The sequence below is a fragment of the Pseudomonas sp. Z3-8 genome (genome assembly GCF_051131975.1).
Classification (GTDB): domain Bacteria; phylum Pseudomonadota; class Gammaproteobacteria; order Pseudomonadales; family Pseudomonadaceae; genus Aquipseudomonas.
Genome location: NZ_CP071643.1, coordinates 1696322 through 1714712, shown reverse-complemented (window position 1 = coordinate 1714712; position 18391 = coordinate 1696322). Strand labels below are relative to the sequence as shown.

The following is an 18391-nucleotide window of genomic DNA, read 5'->3' as shown; positions in this document are numbered from 1 at the left end:
CAAAGGTTCAGAAAATAAATCTGTCCCCTTTTTCTCTGCTTTTTCTCTCTCCTTACTCAGGAGCTCCATCTTCATAGGCCTCAAATTCCCAAAAACCTAATCTTGATACTTTTTTTGCAACTTCGCTCCAGCTCGCTCCCGAACAACCCAACAAGAACTTTTCAATGGCCTGAACAATTTTTTTATAATTGTACTCACGAACAATAAGGTAATGCATTCCAATTAGAACACCCCCTTCTCCAAGGTTCTTTTCAATCCATTTTGGAGTGCAAACCTCAATCTCAAAAGACTCCTCACCATCCTCACCTGCCGGCCCAATCATCGCTTGCAGGAGGAAGCCAAAATTATCCGAGCATTCAGGATGGTAACTTTCAAGATTATAAATGTCGGGGCTATGAACCCGCTTTAACTCTGCATTCATAGTTTAATCCGTAATATCTAAGTGAGCATTTGACTGCCACTTCTTTGTTTCCTGACCTAGAAACCTTTGCTCAAAATTAGCCTGGGTTTCCTGCCGATTTGGTTTGTAAGTAGGTGGCCTATACTGCCTCAAACCATCTTGACTAACCAAAGTTTTTCCGTCACTAGCTACTTTATACCCATTACCAACCCAAGCTTTTCCCATAACATCTGCTTGCTCTCTGGTCCCTGAACCGATGCCGAAATTACCTTTCCCTTTCGTCGCCTCAGTGAGTTGGCCACTCAATTTTGCCCAATCGCTTGCGCCTTTTGGACCATCACCTATAACCCCAAGCTTAACCCCAGCTGTAGTACCCTTCCCCCCAGCAGTCGATGAGAACACAAAAAGGGGACAGATTTATTTTCCGTTCTTCCCCCTTGGCCGCCCCTGACCTCGTTGTTCTACCCGAATACCAACAATTCGCTCTACCTCATCAACGAAGCGCCCTGTCCCGGTCAACTGACCTCGCTGCAATGCATCACGGATCAATCGGACCTGCTCTGTAGGTATGGCCTCATGCACGAAAGCCTTATATCTACGACGCCGCTCCACAGTCGTAGCGCCTAGAGCAACGAAGCAGGGATCGACATCCAGCCATCCGCTGTCAGGTCCATCACCCAACCGGCTTCCGTAGCTCGACCATTGGTAATCTGCCACGTCGGCCACCATTTGAGCGCATACAGGATTCGCAAAGGCTCAGAAAATAAATCTGTCCCCTTTTTCCCTTCAGCTTGAGTGCAAGAGGACTACAGGATAGGTATAGGAAGGGTGCAGACAGGGTGCAAAACACCGGCGCAAGGCCGGTGCCAGATCAACTCAGGTCATTTAAAATTGGCTTACTTCAGACCTTACTTATAGAGAAAGTTCCTGACGCACTTTATCGACTATTTTATCAATAATAAACTCAGGCCCGAATATAGTAAGACCTACGAATGTTTCTGACTCAATTTTAACTTTACCACCCATCAACTCAACCTCTGCGACTTCAATTTCTTGAGAGCCTCCAACCGCCCATGACTTATCAAGTCCTACAGCACCAAGCCTGACTAAAACAATGTGTAGGGCGTTACGCAACACCGCATCGTATTCATCACCCAGTACTATTGATGTAAATTCATCACTCATATTTAAAAACCTAAATCCTTCCCGCCTGAACGACTTGCAGACTCAGTTATCTGCTCCCAGCTTTTGCCTTTAGCTCTCAGCCAATCAATGGATAGCCCAAGTTTGTCCCCGTATACTCGCAAGTTTCGCTCATAAATCTCTACAAGCTTATCAGGTGGTGTTAGATCGTTATATTGAACACCTAACTCACGGCGTGTCTGATGGAGTTGGCGAGCGACTTGCTCTGGTGTTGCACCCGCCGCGCGCATACTGAGACTAATCTCTGACAAACTATTAACTTCATCGACATATGCTTGCCGTAGAGGTGGAAGCTTATCTACCGGACCAGTTGCTTTTGCCCCCACCACCACAATATCAGCACCACCAGCCGCAGCAAGCCGCCTAGCCAGCAACGCCCTTAATACCGCAGGCGCCCCCGTAAATGCAAGCGCAGCTTCCAGATCCCAAACAAAAAAGGGGACCAACAAAAAAGGGGACAGATTTATTTTCAGCCACTGCAAATCAGGTCAAGCTGCTGAGCATTCCGCTAGTCACGAGGAAAATAAATCCGTCCCCTTTTTTGTTAACACAGATAATCAAAAAAAGAGGACAGATTTATTTTCCGATCAGCTTCGCCCCTACACAATCAATCAGGGCCTGATCACTCCGCATCATCACAGGCTCAGAAAAAAAATCTGCCCCCTTTTTTTCTTTTTTCTTTTTCCAGCCTCCTTTTTCCACCATCAATACTCAACGCAGCAAAAATAAAATGCCAGTCTTTTTAAAAACTAAATCACTATAACCTCACCAGAATCCAGACAAATCGAATAAGCCTCATAGGCACTTTCGCCATCTGCTTCAAGAACGATCAAGTCACCGGAGTTGAATGCTATTTCCAGCGTTGCGCCTTCAACCGCTTTAACCGAAACGACATCTTGGAGCAATAAATCTAATAAGGGCGCACTCGTATACGAGTCAGAAAACTCTCGACACCCCAAGACACCGTCCACTTTATATGTCAACCTTCCTTCTATACAGAACGAGACCTTATAGGGAGGTATACCGGGGACCGTCTGCGGACGTGCAAAATCTAGATTAGTGATTGCCACCCCAAAACTAACCACCTCCAAGTAACACCCTGACAATAACAAAAAATCAAAATCATCTGGCAATGCGTACATACGTCACCTAACTAAACAGGTAATTTCAACGACGAACCGGCGGCAAAGTGTTGGAGGGGAGCGGAACACGTGTGTCGCCCTGACCTTTACCAGGTTTTCCCGTCGCGGGGTTCATTGGTTGTTTGCCGGCGTTTTGCCAACGTCAGTACCCATTCTCATGCAAAAAGGGGACTGCAAAAAGGGGACAGATTTATTTTCCGATCAGCTTTGCCCCTAAACAATCAACCAGGGCCTGATCACTCCGCATCATCACAGGCTCAGAAAATAAATCTGTCCCCTTTTCTGCTTTTCCTACATTCTCGAAGGACGCATGCCACCTGACAGTCCGACACCATCCCCGTGGCGAGGGAGCTTGCTCCCGCTGGGTTGCGCAGCAGCCCCAAACCAGACACTCCAATCCGGCTGTCCCCTTTTTCTCTCCTTTTTCTACCTAGGAACGATTTTCAACTCACTCCACAGTGGCTTTAGTCCTAGACCTTCCATATAAGTCCCATAATCGACAAAGGCCTTAACTCCAATGTCTTCGTAGAAAAACCATGAGGCCTCGCACTCCTGACATACGAACAGGCAAGTGTCGTTAGCTATAATTCTGGCCTCGACAATATCTCCCTGCTCACACCTTGGACACAGCATATAAAATCTCTCTAATTAACAAGATAGGCGGTAATTATTTTATTGGTGCCAGGACGAACAATTATTCTACTCATTCTAGATCAGAAGGTGTAAACCTTATTCAGGACGGGACAGGCTCAGAAAATAAATCTGTCCCCTTTTCTCCTGTCCCCTTTTCTCCTTTTCTCCAATTGTAATCTGCTACGTCGGCCACCATTTGAGCGCGTACAGGATTCAATTCTATGTAACGACAACAGGCAAGAAGATGAGCGTCTGATTGCACTACGCTGGATTTATAACGGCTTTCCCATAGGGTACCGGAGCGCCCTTCCAGCCGATTACGGTAACGCGTGGCACGTGCCGCTAAAGCCTTCATCATCTGCCCCAACCCAGCGATAGACTCACCCGGGGCCAGCAGCAGATGGACATGATTGGTCATCAAACAATACGCGTAGACCCTAACTCCAAAAGCATCCTTGAGCTCGCGCAGATCCGCCAGGTAGCGTTGATAATCCTCGGGAGCCGCAAAAACCACCTGACGGTTATGGCCCCGCTGCACTATATGGTGTGGATAATCCGGCAAAACGATACGTCCCATCCTGGGCATATTTGATCTCTCCTCCGTGGAAGCTTTCAGCGTAGCAAAGGTTCAGAAAATAAATCTGTCCCCTTTTTCCTGAGAAAATAAATCTGTCCCCTTTTCTGCAAACGTGGCTGCCGCTGACGTTTTTGCTGAACGAAATCGGCAACTTTCTGATCCAGAGCGAGACGTGCCGCATCGGCGCGATTGCGTTTGTAGTAAGCCTGGCGGCTTATCCCCATGAACTGGCAAGCCCTGCTGATGCTCAGGTTTTGGATTCGTTTTTGGGCGAGGACTTGCCGGGACGCTTTTTTACGACAGAGAGACCGTAGTCATTTTTCAAGACATCCACGACTGCCTCAAAAAACTGCGCTTTCTGATTGGACAGCGCCAACTGCTCTTCAAGCTCTTTGATGCGTTGCTCTGGCGTTAATGGTCGGTTTTTGTCGGGCATAGACCCCATCCTCGGCGAGCCAATGTATGTGCCCGGGCTCCAATCCTGCCGACCGTGCTTGCGTAACCAGGTCAGAACGGTCGTTTTGCCTTGAATCCCGTAGCGCTCCTGAGCCTCTTTATAACTCAGCTCGCCTTTTTCGACCTGATCGACGACCGATAATTTGAAGGTCAGCGTGTAGTCTCGCTGACTGCGCCTTTTTACTGATTCCATTACGTCCTCCTGAAAAGCAGATCAGAAGGTGTAAACCTTATTCAGGACGGGACATTCCTCGAAAATAAATCCGTCCCCTTTTGCCCGTCCCCTTTTGCCCCCCTTTTGCCTTTTTTCTAACTACTTAAACGCCAAGCGTTTTCATCAAAGTCGAAGCATCCTTTAACAGTTCTGGATCTTGGCTTAAATTCTTCACTTCGGCCAAAGCGCAAGCGGCCTTTTGCGCCAAACTTTTATTTTCCTGCCAACACTCTGCACTCACACTTGCAAGAGCTGCAAGCAGCTCGCCGTCGTATCTCTCTCCTGCCAACACTTCATCATGTAGTAATATCACAGCAAAGGGTAATAGCTCATTAACAAAAAGATTTTGCCTAGTTGCGCGACATACATCTCCTATACTTAAGTTATCTAGTGGAGTATCGCATACCAAAAGATACCATTCGGTCAAAGACGAAGGGCTGTCTTCTGGTAGCCAATCAATTTGAGTAAGTCTTTCCAACTCACGAAACGTCATATCCCGGCACCATTTAAAGCTGATCGATAGTATCGGCCGCTCGCTGGTAAAAAGGGACAGGTTTATTTCACCCACTGCGAATCAGGATCACGATGCGGAGCACTCCGCCGACAATCAGAGAAATAAATCCGTCCCCTTTTTCCCCTTGACATCTACACCCATGGAAGTTTCCGCTATACTTTTATTGCGCCTCCCCCTATAGGATCAAAGCCTTCAGGCCAAACTGTCTCTTCATTAAATATGGCTTCAAAAAAAATAGCACCATCCATTCTCCTAACGCCAAAATTAACGCCACACAAATTCGCCTTGATAAAACTAGCACCACCAACATCCGAATCTTTCAGATTAGACATTGAAAGGTCAGCCTCGGAAAAATCGGCTCCAACTGCCATAACACCCGAAAGATCTGCTGCTTTTATCTGCGCACCAATTAAAGCGGCATTCATCAGTGCAGCACCACGCATGACCACTCCATTTAATAACGAATTATTAAAGGACGCATTTCGCAAATTCGCGCCTGAAAAGTCAGTCTTTATGAGATCTAGACTATCAAAAACCGCACGATGAAGCTCCAATCCTCTGAGGTTCGAACCTGCCAAACACTCCAAGGGCAACTCTAACTCCTCACCGGTTTCAAAATGAATAACTATCATCTATTCCCCCAATGTACTGAAAAAAGGGGACAGATTTATTTTCACCTGCTGCAAATCAGAGATGTGAAGCATTCCGCTAGTCACGAGAAAAATAGATCCGTCCCCTTTTTTTCCCCTTTTTTTCCTTTTATTTCCTCTCTTGCCCCCCCTTTCTCTTTCATATTCTCAGCCCCCGGCTTTCTTCTTTTTCTCTATTACTCTTCAAAAAACTTTGATCAGCCCGGCATGAACTCTAGTTCTTTCTCAATGAACCGCAGCACTTCTACAGGGTCCCGCTCAACGATACCAGCATAGTGTTTATAGTCATTCACCAGTAGAGGATAGCCCATGATATAGCTAATTTTAAACGTATCAAAAAGACAGCCGTAATCAGAATGCGCCTGAGTAATACGAAACTCCCAGTTCGCTGGAATTTTAGTATCAACCAAACGAAAAAGATTACTAGGAGCCCAAAAAGGTGGCTGTTCCGATGCCCGAACTAAAAAATCCACCCGATCGAAAATGAATAGCAGGGCATACACCACGTAACTCTCCCCGACACATAATGGGGTATAGCTAGTCTCATCAACTTCACCCAAATAGCGCTGCACTGATGGGATAGCGTTACCAAGGTTAGCCAGGCAAAAGGCAAGCATATATTCACTCACTTAAATTTAAAATCATCAATTGCTCCAGTAACGGAGTTTCTTACATAGTGAATTTCGATTCCATTGATATTTTGCGCCGTTTTCACCCAGCCATCCGTTGCCGGCCATCGGGCATCAGTCATCGGAACGGGCAACGGGCGACCTGCGGCGGGATTTGAAATAGCCTGCTCCATTGCAAGTTTTTCACTCAAATTAGCAGGCGTAGATCTGCCCGTCGAACCCAAGCCCAATGGCTTGTTAACTACAGGGAGTACTTCTACGCTTTTCGTTCCCCACGAACCGAGCTTTCCGATAAAAGCAAGCAGCCCCAGCCTTGTAGCCTCTCCGAGCATGAACTGGCCCCAGGCCTTGATGAACTCATTGGCCGGTTGGACGCCATCAAAACCTTGTCCCTGCGCGAGGTCTCGTTGAGCTTGTGAAACTTCCTCTGCAGTCGCCCCGTTGCTCAGCATGTATTCAGCTAGAGACGCCGCGGCCTGCCCATAGCCGTGGTCGCCTAAAAAATTAAACTGGGTGGCATTCGCGGCGATATTAGCTGCAATCGTCGGGTCGCTGCCTGAAACCACCGCTGTGAGCACACCAAGCAACTGCGACATGGCCAACAGGTTGGCCTCAGCCTGCTCGGCTCCGGGCTTGTTCGGATCATACCCCTCGGGTAGAGCCAGCTTCGCCAGATACCTAACGAGCGCTTCATTGGCTCCTCCCGCCAAGGCTCCGGTCTTGAAATCCCCGCCCATTGCCATCGACTTCAAACCACCGACCAAGGCGTGGGCGGCGATTTTGGTCGGACTTCCTTCAGGCAGGTTCAGGTTGCCGACTTTATTGGCGGCAACAGCTCCGGCAATATCAATAACGGCGCCGAGCAGGTTATTGACAAAATTATCGCCCAAACTGCCGCCTTGTAGGGCGGTTTGAACTGCCGAGTCCGCGGTCGTCTTCAGAACGATTTGGCCGGCACTATTCCAATCAAAGCCTAACTTAGTCGGGTCATAGCCGAGACTGCTTCCAATGCCTCCCAGCATCCCTGAAACAACATATCCCTTGAGACTTTCGCTGCTGGTGATGTCTTTTAGAACTGCGCCCAAATCACCTTGGTTGCTAATGGCGCTGTTCACTGCGCTGGTTTCCACCGCGATCAAAACCGCATTGGCAAAGCCTGCCGAGAAGGTTCCAGCGCCGGCCCCTACCAGGCCTGCTCCAGCGCCGCCCGTGACCACCGCCAGCACAATTGCCAAGACCATCTGGGCGGCGACGCCAAGGCCCGAGTTCGAATACTTGAAACTCTGGTGGATTTCTTCCACACGACGCCAATCGACATCGCCTCGCTTTTCAGCCTCCTTCAACCACGCCAATTCAGGGTCGGCCTGTACCATCGCATCGATGGTTTGGCTGACGGTCTTCTGATCAATGTGTTTGATGTCGATTTTCAAGCCGTCCACGGCTTTGATGACCAGATCGCCCTTCGCCACTAGCTCACTTTGACGCAGCGTTTCGTCAGTGTGGCCTTTGCCCTTCATGGAATTCCAGGCCATGCTCGAATTGGTTTTTGTGTGGCTTTCCTGATCGAGATCCTTGACGCCTTCAAAGGTAATGGCGCCTCCGCTTTGCAGAGTCAGATCACCACCACTGTTCAACTTGGCAACTTGATATTTCTGATCCCCCCCGCTCATCAGTTTCAAGCTACCGCCGGTGGTTATCTCGCTACCGATGTGAGTGACTTTGGTAACCTCATCCCGCTTAAGCTGCTTGCCCCAACGGCCTTTCTTTTTCCTGTCATACAGCGAGTAATCGGTGTCTTGCGCGGCCAGCAGTTCAAGTTTTTCGCCAGCTACCAGATACGCCTCGTCCCCCGCGGTGATCTGCGTCGAGACCACCGCCATGTTCTTGCCGGCGCTTAGGAAAATATCTCCCCCTGCCTTTATGCTGCTACCGACCTGTTTGACGTGGTCCTCTTGGGTCGTGACTTTCTTGGATTTGGAATAAGAGTGGCTTTCGTTGGCAGCGGAGCTCAGGAATACGTTTTCCACGGCAGTCATGCCAATGTCGCGCTTGGCTTCAATCTGGCTGCCCACTTCCGCGAGGTTTCGTCCGGCACGAACGACCAAGTCCCTGCCAACATCAAGCGTAGAGCCATATTGAGTGATGCTTGAAGTCTGTCTGCCGAGCGTTCCACTGTTACGCTGTTCGGCGGTGACAATATTGGCATCACCGACTGCATTGATAGTGGTGTCTCGCCCGCTCTGAAGGACTCCGCCATTGCTGGTGAAGTTGCCCCCAGCCTTGATGGTCAAATCGTTCGCGGCTTCGATACGTGCAGCACTGTCGACGTATTCGCGATGCAGGCGCTTATTGTCACCGCTGGCCGTGATGGAACGCTCAATGAGCACATCACCGGTGGTAGTGGTCAGGTTCACATCACGTCCTGCAAGGATACCGCCGGCCTTGTTGACGATATTCTTATCCGCCAATAGATCCAGCCGCCCACCCGCTTCGACCAGCCCACTGTTAACGATGTCGTTAGTTGCCTTGGCACTGAGGTTATTGGTCGCTCGCAAAGTCCCCGCATTCTTCAGATCCTGCCCAGCAATCAACTGAACATCAGTCCCCTGAATCAACGCCCCGTTCGGTGCCAGGCGGTTGTTGGCCTGTGCCATGTACAACACCGGCACCAAGACTTTTTCGCCGTTCACGACATGCTCTTCAAGCCAGACGATGTCGTGAGTCAGCGCCGCAACTTGTTCCGAGGTGAGGCTCACGCCCACGGCCAGGTCCAGCTCCTGCTTACTGGCGATGGCGTTGTTCATCAGGTACTTGAACATGTCCTCGTTAGAGGTCTGGCCGTCGATGAAGCGCTGGCCGGTTCGCGCAACGACGGCCTCTTGAATCAACTTTTGTTCGTAGAAACCATCGCCCAGACGCTTGGCGCTCTGGTCCGGGTCGTAGCCGAGATTTTCCAACAAATAATCCGAACTCATGAACTGCTTGAGGTCTGTGAGCACCGGGTTGGTTTCGACCAGGTATTTCTGCGGGTTGGATTTGAACGAGGTATCCGGCAAGCCTTGAACGCGCGTGATGGTCTGGCTCGTCACTGGCGTAGAAACGACGTTCGTCGTTGGGTTGGTCCCGTCGACGCCCCCCACTTGAGTGACAGCGCCAGGGCCGCTGTTGCGAGCCGGCATTGGCGTAGAGTGGCCGCTTTCGACGGGCGCACTGACATTGAGAGCGCTGGCGCTGACATTGCTGTCGGTGGTTTGACGAGTGGTCGCGGTCAGTTGTCGATCACTAGAGGCCACTGGGGCGCTGGCACCGATCTGCACGCTACGGGTCTGGATATCCGGCAAGTCTTGCTGACGCTGGGCAGTGCTGATCGAGGCGCTGCTCATGCTCCAGCTTTGTGGTCCGATGTGGGGCTGTGTCGCTTGCGGGGCCGACCCACCCTGGCCACTCAAGCGAAACAGACCGTTTTGCCCGGTAGGCAGGCTGAAACCTGGCAGGGTCAATGGGTTGAGTTGCTGTTGTGCCAGGTCAGGCGGTAGCTGTCCGTGGATCTCGACAACGGTCGGCGTCACTTGGCCGCCGAGTTTGGTCGAGCCTACTTTCGAAGGACCGCTGCTTAACGTGACGCCCTCGCGGACGACACTGTTTGTCAGGTTCTGGCTTGCGTTGATACGGACTGCACCACCTGCCTGAACGACTGCATTGGCGTAGTCTGAGGGGCCGTCGTAGGTGATGGTGTTTTCGAAGAAAGCGGCGTTCCTGACGAAGCTTGGGGCTTGGGTTCGCACTCCGTCGTCGTAATGCGCTGGAGTGAAATCGTAGAATCCACCGTCATACTCTATCCAAATCGACCCAAACCTGATGTAACGCATCGCCTCGCCACCCGCGCGACGGCCACCTATGCGGGAAAGAGACTCAACACCTTGGCTGTTCCATACGCGCAAGTTCGGGCTGATGAAATGTCCATTCAAGTAACCAGCGGCCCCCGAATCATAAGCGGGGTCGTTGGCAGCGTTGTAATCCATGATCGCTCGCCAAGCACTCAGATTTTCGCCGGGACCGTTAAAGGAACGCCTTACGCTGTAATTACCAACAGCCGCCCCTTGATTGGTAAAGTTCTGCAAGTTCAGCGTCAGGTCGTTGCCTGCGCTGATAGCGGAAGCGTTATTCGTTAGTTCTCGACCGTTGCCGATAAAATTTTGTCCTGCTGTCAAACTGGCGGATGCCGAGTCCTTGACGATCTGCGATTGATAGTTTTCAACCCAAACCAGGTACCCAGGAAAGCGAGGTTCGAACACATCAAACGTCGAACACGTAAAACACTGCAGCCCAATCGCCCCCGAAACCAACCCACCCGTAGCCTCAAACACATCCTTGCGGTTCTCGATGTGGTCACCCGCCAGGGTCAAGTCCCCTCCGCTCTCAATACTCGCCGAGACGTTGGCAATCGATGCACTCCAACCCCCATTGTCGTCACGACCAATGCTGACATTGCCCAGCCCGTAAACGTCGGCAAAACGGTTGGTAAAGTCATTGACGCGCAGCGCCATGTCGCCGCCGCTGAAGATCAAGCCGTTCTGGTTCAGCAGGCTGGACGCAGCCAGGCGAAGGTTGCCACTGCTGCCCAAGGTCCCGAAGTTGTTGATTGAGCCCGCGTTGACGGTCATTCCAGAGGCAGACGTCACCCGGCCAGAGTTGTTGAGTTGACCGGAAATTCCGATATTCGAGATGTCGCCACCGGCAACGCTGCCGGCACTGCCCAGGTTCATCGAGGCGGCCGTCAATCCCAGGCTGCCCACGCTGCTGTAGCGCCCATTGCCGCTATAAGCTCCGCCCAGCAAAAGGTTGGCCGTACCATCGCTGGCGATCAGCCCGTCGTTGCTCCAGTTGCTGCCGCTACCCACGAAGCTGTTGGACGCCAATAACTGCCCGCTGCTGGTCAGGGTCAGGTTGTTGACATTAACCGTCAGCCGTCCCGCCTGGATCACGCTGCTGTTGGTCCAGTTGTCTGCCGCGAGCGTCAGGGCTCCACGCGTGACGACGCTGCCGCCCGCTTTGGTGAGGTTGGTGGTGGAGATATCAAAGGTGCCGTTGCCGGTGTGCACTACGCTGCCGCCGAGGTTCTGGAAGTCAGCGGCGTTGAGGGTCAGCTCATCGTTGGCCGTTTCGACACTGCCGTTGCGGTTATCGAACAGGCCGCCGATTTGGAAGTCGGTTTTGCCACTGGTACCCAACGCACGTAGCTTGCCCCCCTGGTTGTTAACGCTCGCCGCGCGCAGCGCCATTGTACTGTCGCTTTCCAGGATGCCAGCGGCGTTGGTCAATACCCCGCTCAAGCCCAGCTCGATACGATTGCCGGCGATCTGGCCGGCGCTGTTATCCAGGTTGGCGCCGCTGACATTGACCAGCCCGGTGGCGTAGAGGCCACCGTTGCGGTTGTTCAAGTCGGCGCTGTTGATGATGACATCGCCGGCCTGGGCCGCGATTCGTCCGCCGTTGTTGTTCAGGCCGGCCAAGGCGCGGATGTTCAGGCGCTGGCCCTGGATAACGCCGCCCTTGTTGTTCACGTCCAGACCGTTGCGCAATACGCCCACGGTGCGCGCTTCAATCGCGCCTTTAAGTGCGGCAAGGGTGCCGCCGCGGTTGTCGATGCTGGCGGCGCCAACGCTGACGTCGCCGGTCTGGGCGATGAGTTTGCCGCCCTGGTTGTCGAGGTTGCCGCTCAGTTCGAGGTCCAGGCCGGTCTGGCCCTGCATTTCGCCCTTGCCGTTGGCAAGGCTTGCGGCATTCAGTTCGACATCAGCCGTCTGGCTGTAGATCAGGCCGTTGCTATGGTTCTGCACGGCGCCGGTGGCGGTGATCGCCAAGGCATTTTTTGCCGCGACGGTGCCGGTGTTGCTGTTGTCCAGGGTGCCGGTGAGCAGGGTCAGTTGATCCTGGCTGGCGATCTGGCCGCCCTGGTTGTTGATCGCGGTCGCGCCTTTTACGGTCAGCGGACCGGCGCTGGCAAGCTTGGCGCCGCTGTTGTCGAGCACGCCATTGAGGTTCAGGTTGACGGCTGCATTGCCGATCAGGCTGCCCTGGCGGTTATTCAACCCGGCGGTGTCGACTGTCAGCGCCTGCTGAGCATTGACCGCGCCACTGGCGTTCGCCACGGAAGTGGCCTTGATGGTCAGGTCCGCGCCGCTGTCGATCAGGCCGCCCTGGCCGTTATCCAACGCGCCGCTGAGGGTGAGGTTCTGCGCACCGCCGCTGCTGAGAATGCCCTTGGTGTTGTCCACCAAAACGGCCGTCACGTCCAGGCTGCCCTGGCTGACCAGCGCCCCGCCGTTGCCGTTGAGGAGGTTGCCCAGCAGGTTGAGGTTCACATTGCCGTTGCGGCTGGACAGTGTGCCGTTGTTGCGGTTATCCAGGCTCGCGCCGTTGACCAGCAGTCCTTGCCAGCCGGAGATCAAGCCGTTCTGGTTGACCAGCGCCTGGCCGTCGAGGCCCAGGTTCTGGCTGCTGATCAGCTTGCCGCCGCTGTTATCCAGGGTCCGGCCTTTGAGGTTGAAACTCTGGCTGCTGGAGATTTCGCCGCCCTGGTTGTTCAGGTCGCGCAAGGCATTGAACGTCAGCGGACCTTTGCCGGTGATCAGGCCGTTGCGATTGTTCAGGTCGCCGTTGCCGAGGTTCAGGGTGACGGCTTTTTCGCCGAGCAGGCGGCCGCCGTCTTGCGTCAGCGATGCCAGGGTCAGGTTGATGTCGCCCTTGGCCGACACTTCGCCACCGTTGCTGGAATCCAGGGAGTCGGCGCCGAGGGTGAGGTCGCCTTGGGCATTGATCAGGCCGTTGGCGCTGTTGTTCAGGGCCATGGCGTTGAGGACCAACGCACCGCCGGCCAACACGCTGCCGCCCTGGTTGTTCAGGTCGCCGCTGTTGAGGTTGAGCAGTTGCGCAGCGCTGATGAGGCCTTGGGCCTGGTTGTTCAGTTGTTGATCGACAGTCAGCTCAAGGCCGCCGCGGCTGGTGATCGTGCCGCCATTGTTGTTCAGGTTTTGCGCCTTCGCATCGACGCTGGCCGCGCCGATCATACCCTTGACGTTGTTCAGCGCCTGGGCGATGCGCAGGGTCAGGCTTTGGCTGCTCAGCAGCTTGCCGCTGTCGTTGGTGAGGTTTTGCGCGGCCAAGGTAAAGGCTTGCGCACTGGAGATTTCGCCGCCCTGGTTGTTCACGCCGTTGAGGTTTTTCAGCAGCAAGGTGCCCGGGGCGTTGATCAAGCCGCCCTGGTTGTTGAGCTGGCCGTTGTGCATATCCAGGCTCAGCGAAGTGTTGCTGAACAGCTGACCGCCCTGTTGGTCCAGGCCGGTAACCGACGCGGTCAACGCGCCTTGGCTGCCGATGCGGCCGCCGTCCTGGTTGGTGACCTGGGCGGCCGTCAGGTTCAGCGTGCCGCCACTGTTGAGCCGGCCCTTCTGGCTGTTGTCGAAGGCACCGGTGGTGACGTTTACCGCACCTTTACCGCTGATATTGCCCTGCTGACGATTGTCCAGCGCCGCGCTGGTGAGCAGCAACGCGCCGTCGGTGACCAGTTCGCCGCCCTGGTTGTCGACGCGCCCCAGGCTGTGCACGGTCAGGTCCGCCGCGCTGGACAGGCTGCCGCCGGTGTTCGTCAGGTGGGCGGCGGTGACGTTCAGGGTGCCTTCGCTGCTGAGCTGGCCTTGGTTGTTGAGCAGGTCGCGGCTCAGGTTGATGAGCTGGTTCTGCTGGCTGATCAGGTAGCCGCCGCTGTTGTCGAGCGAGCCGCCGTTGAGCTCCAGTTCGGTCTTGGCGCTGAGCAGGCCTTTGGTGCGGTTGAGCAGTTTATCGACCGTCAGCTTCAGCGCTTGTCCGGCGAACACCTGGCCGCCGTCACTATTATCGAGGTTCTGGCTGACCAGCGTGACGTCGGCGTTACCCGACAGCTCACCGCCACGGTTGTCCAGCTCATCCACGTCGAGATCCAGCGCTTTTGTCGCGCCGACCAGGCCGGCCTGACGGTTGTCGAGGCTGGAGGCCTTCAGCGTCAGGGCGTCGGTGCTGATCAACGTGCCTTGACGGTTATCCACCGCGCTGACGCTGGCATCGAGCTCGGTCTTGCCAGCGATGCTCCCGGCGCGGTTGTCCAGGCGATCAGCGACCAGCAACAGGGCGCCGTCGGCAATCAACGAGCCGCGCTGGTTGTCGAGCAAGGTGTCAACGGTCAGGTCGAGTCGGTCACGACTGCTGATCAAGCCGTCGCTGTTGTCCAGGCGGTTGCTGCGACTGTCCAGCGAGGCGGCGGAAATGGCGCCGCGGGCATTGTTCAGCACTTGGGCAATTCTGAGCATCAGGCCTTGGTTGCTCAGCAGTTTGCCGCCGCTGTTATCCAGGTTTTCTGCCGCCAGCGTGAACGCCTGTTTGCTGGAAATTTCCCCGCCCTGGTTATTCACGTCCTTGAGGTTGCTCAGCAGCAACGCACCCGAGGCGTTGATCAAGCCGCCCTGGTTGTTCAACTGGCCCTGGTTCATGTCCAGGCTGAGGCTGGTGTTGCTGAAGAGTTCGCCGCCCTGTTGATCCAGGCCGGTGATCGACGCGGTCAAGGCTTGGCTGCTGGCAATACGGCCGGCGGCGTTGTTCACCTGCGTGGCGTTGAGCGTGAGGGTATTGCCCGAGGTCAGGAGCCCGCCCTGGCTGTTGTCGAGGGTCCCGGTGGTGACCTGGGTCGCGCCCTTGCCCGAGATCAGGCCTTTCTGGCTGTTGTCCAGGCTGGCGCTTTTGACGGTCAGTGCGGCGTCGGTGCTGATGGAGCCGCCCTGGTTGATCAACCCTGCACCGCTGGCAATCGACAACATCGCGGCGCTGCTCAGGCTGCCCGCGGTGTTGTCGAGGCTGCCCGCCTCGACAGTCAACTCGCCTTCGCTGCTGATCAGGCCTTTGCTGTTCAACAGTGCGTTATCGAGGGTGATCACCAGTCCGTTGAGGCTGTTGAGCAGGCCCTCGCTGTTGTCCAGCGAGCTGCCGCTCAAGGTCATGTGGCCTTGGGCATGGATCAGCCCTTTGCTCTGGTTGATCAACTCGGCAACTTTCATTTCCAGGTCAGTGCCGACGATGAGCTTGCCGCCCTCGCTGTTGTCCAGCCGCTGGCCGCCTATCGTTGCGCCAAGACCGGCGGACAATTCGCCCGCGCGGTTGTCGATCTGCCCGACCTGCAGATCCAGTGCCTTTGTGGTGCCGACCAAACCGCCGTTGCGGTTATCCAGCGTGTCGGCACTCAGGCTCAGGTTGCCTTGAGCGACCAGCGCACCGCCCTGCTGTTGCAGGGCGCCGAGGTTGGCAGTGAGTTGGCCTTGGCTGGAGATGCGACCGAGGCCGTTCTGTACTTCATTGGCTTTCAAGGTCAGCGGGCCGACGCTTGTCAGCAACCCCGCGCGGTTGTCCAGGCGCGCGCCGTCGAAGGAGACGCTGCTTTTGCCGGAAATGACCCCGGCCTCCCGGTTGTCCAGTTGATCGACCGTCAACTGCAAGGCCTTGTCGGCACGCAGGTTCCCGCCACGGTTATCAACGGAATCGCTGTGCACGCTCAGCAGGTCAGAGCCGGCCAGACGACCGCCGCGGTTGTCGAGATGGCCGGTTTGCAGATCTATCGCCCCCTTGGCAACCACCTCGCCCTTCTGATTGTCCAGCACACCGCTGATGCGTGCGGTCAGGCTGCCGTCGCTTATCAACTGGCCGCCGGCGCTGTTGTTCAGGCTGGCCGCCTTGATCGTCACAGCCTTGCCCGAGCCGAGGACGCCGTTGCGGTTGTCCAGCGCACCGCCCACGTCAATGTCCAAGGCGTTATCGCCGAGCACCTGGCCGTTGCTGTTATTCAAGGCCAGCGCGTTGAGCCGGGTCAGGCCGGCGCTGGAAATTTCGCCATCGACGTTGGTCAATGTGCCGTCGACGTTTACGGTCAGGTCTGCATCGCTGCTCAGGTTGCCGCCGCTGTTGTCCAGGCTGGTGGCATTCAGGCTGAACGCCTGGTTGCTGGAGATTTCGCCGTCGCGGTTGTTCACGGCCGCCAGGTTTTTCAGCAATAGGCTGCCGGGGGCATTGATCAGCCCGCCCTGGTTGTTCAACTGCCCATGGTTGAGGTCGAGCGCAACGCTGGTGTTGCTGAACAACTGACCGCCCTGTTGATCCAGGCCGGTGACACTGGCCTCCAGCGCCTTGGCACTGGCGATGCGGCCGGCGGCGTTGTTCACCTGGCCGGCCTTCAACTGCAGCGTGTCGCTGCTGATCACGCTGCCCTGCGCGTTGAGCAGTTGCCCCGCCAGGTTCAGGTTCAGCCCTTGTTGGGTCGAAAGCGAGCCCTGGCGGTTGTCCAGCGACGCGGCGCTCAATTGGGCGTTCTTGCTCGCCGTGAGGCGCCCGCCCTGGTTGTTTATCTGGCCGCTGGCGCTGACGTCGAGCATCTGCCCCGCCGCCGCCAGACCCGCGACGTTATCCAGCGAGGCAACGCGCAACGTGACGTTGCCCAGGCTGCTGAGCTCACCGGCGTTGTTGATCAACTGCCCGACATTGGCCGTCAGGTTGCCGTTGCTGCTGACGGTGCCTTGGGTGTTGAGGAGTTTGTCGGCAGTAACGCCCAGCGCGCCGCTGCTAAGCACGCGCCCCTTGTTCTGGTTGTCCAGCGTCCCGGCTTTTACCGTGGCGGTTTGCCCGGCGCTCAGGGTGCCGGCCTGGTTGTTCAGGGTTTGCGTAACGTTGGCCGTGAGGTTACGGCTGGCGACGATGCTCTTGCCGTTGTTGTTCAGGCTCTGGGCCGTGAGGCTCACATCACCCGAAGCATTGCGCGTGGTGTCGGCATTCACTCCGGCTTCAATAATGCCGCTGTTGCTCAACTGCCCACCGGCATTCAACGTGATGCTGTCCCGCGCGGCGAGGGTTTGCTGATTGCTCAGGTCACCCTGGGTCTGCGCATTCAACGTCGTGCCGGCGTAAACCGGGCCCTTCGCGTCAAGACTCGCCGCCTTGACGTTGACCGCCCCGCTGGCCGAGGTATCAACCATGCTCAAATGCCCATTGGCATCGAGCTGGATATCGCCGCCACTGGCAATCAACTTGCCGTCCAGCTTCACCCCAACCCCAGCCTCGGTGCCGACCAGTTTGATCGCGCCGGCGTACATCCCGCCCAGCGCCGAGGAGTCGATCGCCAGTTCCGGCTTGGCGCTGCCGTCGTCGGCGCGGGCAGTAGCGTTGAGGGTGTCGGCGTTGACGTCGTTGCGCCCAGCGACAATCGTCAGGTTCCTGGCCTGAATCTCGGCATTGATCTTGGCGCTGCGGGTGATGATTTCGAAGTGATCGACATTGCTGGCGTTGAGGCCCGCGCCTTCGATGGCGACGCTGCCCTGGTCCACTTGATAACGATCCAGCCGACCGTTTTTGACGATTGGTTTGCCGGTGCTCAAGGTCACTTTCGGGCTGTTGATAAAACCGCAGCCATTGCAGCTGATGCCGTAGGGGTTGGCGACGATGACATGGGCCGATTGCCCGGCCACTTCGGTGTAGCCGCGCAACTGGCTGGGGCTGCCGCCGTTGACTTCGTTGAGGATGGTCGTGGCGGCCGCGCCGTTAAGGTTCGGGTTGCCGAGGATGATCCCGCCCAGCTGCGTGGACTGGGTGCGCGAGGTTGCGTTGTTGAGGATTACGCCGTTGCTGCCGACGTTGTAGTCCTTGAACTGGTTGTGGGACAGACCGTTGGCATTCGACTTGGCGATGTTGACGATGGGCACGCCATTGCCGGCCCGATCCAGGCCGGTGCCCGGGGCGCTGACCACGATACCGTCGGCCTGGGCCCACATCGGTTGCCAGAACATGACGTTGGCCAACAGGAACGCCAGGCCGCGCTTGGGCATCCCGAGAAACCGCTCGCGGTTTTCCAGGGCAGCAGAAGGTTGGCGGGCCAGGAAGGCGTGTTGGCGGTCGTCCATGATC

Annotated in this window: 8 protein-coding genes and 3 pseudogenes; all 11 read right to left on the bottom strand. The window is 55.6% G+C overall.

Annotated features, from left to right (window positions below; all coding sequences use genetic code 11):
• Window positions 1-52: 52 nt before the first annotated feature.
• Entirely contained in the window at window positions 53-421 is a 369-nt protein-coding gene (locus J3P94_RS08050) for an immunity 8 family protein (protein WP_434572522.1), read from the bottom strand.
• Between the two features lie 396 nt (window positions 422-817).
• Window positions 818-1147, bottom strand: a pseudogene (locus J3P94_RS08045) (transposase); the annotation flags it as partial.
• 165 nt (window positions 1148-1312) lie between these two features.
• The gene (locus J3P94_RS08040) at window positions 1313-1585 is read right to left on the bottom strand and encodes a hypothetical protein (protein WP_434572520.1); all 273 of its coding nucleotides are present in this window, start codon (window positions 1583-1585) and stop codon (window positions 1313-1315) included.
• Between the two features lie 2 nt (window positions 1586-1587).
• Window positions 1588-2085 (bottom strand): hypothetical protein, encoded by a 498-nt coding sequence (locus J3P94_RS08035; RefSeq protein ID WP_434572518.1) that lies wholly within the window; start codon window positions 2083-2085, stop codon window positions 1588-1590.
• A gap of 267 nt (window positions 2086-2352) precedes the next feature.
• The gene (locus J3P94_RS08030) at window positions 2353-2745 is read right to left on the bottom strand and encodes a hypothetical protein (RefSeq protein ID WP_434572516.1); all 393 of its coding nucleotides are present in this window, start codon (window positions 2743-2745) and stop codon (window positions 2353-2355) included.
• Between the two features lie 799 nt (window positions 2746-3544).
• Window positions 3545-3964, bottom strand: a pseudogene (locus J3P94_RS08025) (transposase); the annotation flags it as partial.
• 71 nt (window positions 3965-4035) lie between these two features.
• A pseudogene (locus J3P94_RS08020) lies at window positions 4036-4604 on the bottom strand (IS3 family transposase); the annotation flags it as partial.
• Window positions 4605-4728: 124 nt separating this feature from the next.
• Window positions 4729-5118 (bottom strand): contact-dependent growth inhibition system immunity protein, encoded by a 390-nt coding sequence (locus tag J3P94_RS08015; RefSeq protein ID WP_434572514.1) that lies wholly within the window; start codon window positions 5116-5118, stop codon window positions 4729-4731.
• 173 nt (window positions 5119-5291) lie between these two features.
• Window positions 5292-5771: a pentapeptide repeat-containing protein gene (locus J3P94_RS08010; RefSeq protein ID WP_434572512.1), complete on the bottom strand. Its 480-nt coding sequence runs from the start codon at window positions 5769-5771 to the stop codon at window positions 5292-5294.
• Between the two features lie 215 nt (window positions 5772-5986).
• The gene (locus J3P94_RS08005; RefSeq protein ID WP_434572510.1) at window positions 5987-6418 is read right to left on the bottom strand and encodes a hypothetical protein; all 432 of its coding nucleotides are present in this window, start codon (window positions 6416-6418) and stop codon (window positions 5987-5989) included.
• Complete coding sequence (locus tag J3P94_RS08000; RefSeq protein WP_434572508.1) at window positions 6415-18387, bottom strand: filamentous hemagglutinin N-terminal domain-containing protein; 11973 nt, start codon at window positions 18385-18387, stop codon at window positions 6415-6417. Before J3P94_RS08000 ends, J3P94_RS08005 begins: the two co-directional genes overlap by 4 nt.
• Between the last annotated feature and the right edge of the window lie 4 nt (window positions 18388-18391).

Excerpts from the sequence above, each read along its gene's own strand:
- J3P94_RS08050 (WP_434572522.1), bottom strand. The coding sequence starts at position 421 with ATGAATGCAGAGTTAAAGCGGGTTCATAGCCCCGACATTTATAATCTT.
- J3P94_RS08040 (WP_434572520.1), bottom strand. The coding sequence starts at position 1,585 with ATGAGTGATGAATTTACATCAATAGTACTGGGTGATGAATACGATGCG.
- J3P94_RS08030 (WP_434572516.1), bottom strand. The coding sequence starts at position 2,745 with ATGTACGCATTGCCAGATGATTTTGATTTTTTGTTATTGTCAGGGTGT.
- J3P94_RS08015 (WP_434572514.1), bottom strand. The coding sequence starts at position 5,118 with ATGACGTTTCGTGAGTTGGAAAGACTTACTCAAATTGATTGGCTACCA.
- J3P94_RS08010 (WP_434572512.1), bottom strand. The coding sequence starts at position 5,771 with ATGATAGTTATTCATTTTGAAACCGGTGAGGAGTTAGAGTTGCCCTTG.
- J3P94_RS08000 (WP_434572508.1), bottom strand. The coding sequence starts at position 18,387 with ATGGACGACCGCCAACACGCCTTCCTGGCCCGCCAACCTTCTGCTGCC.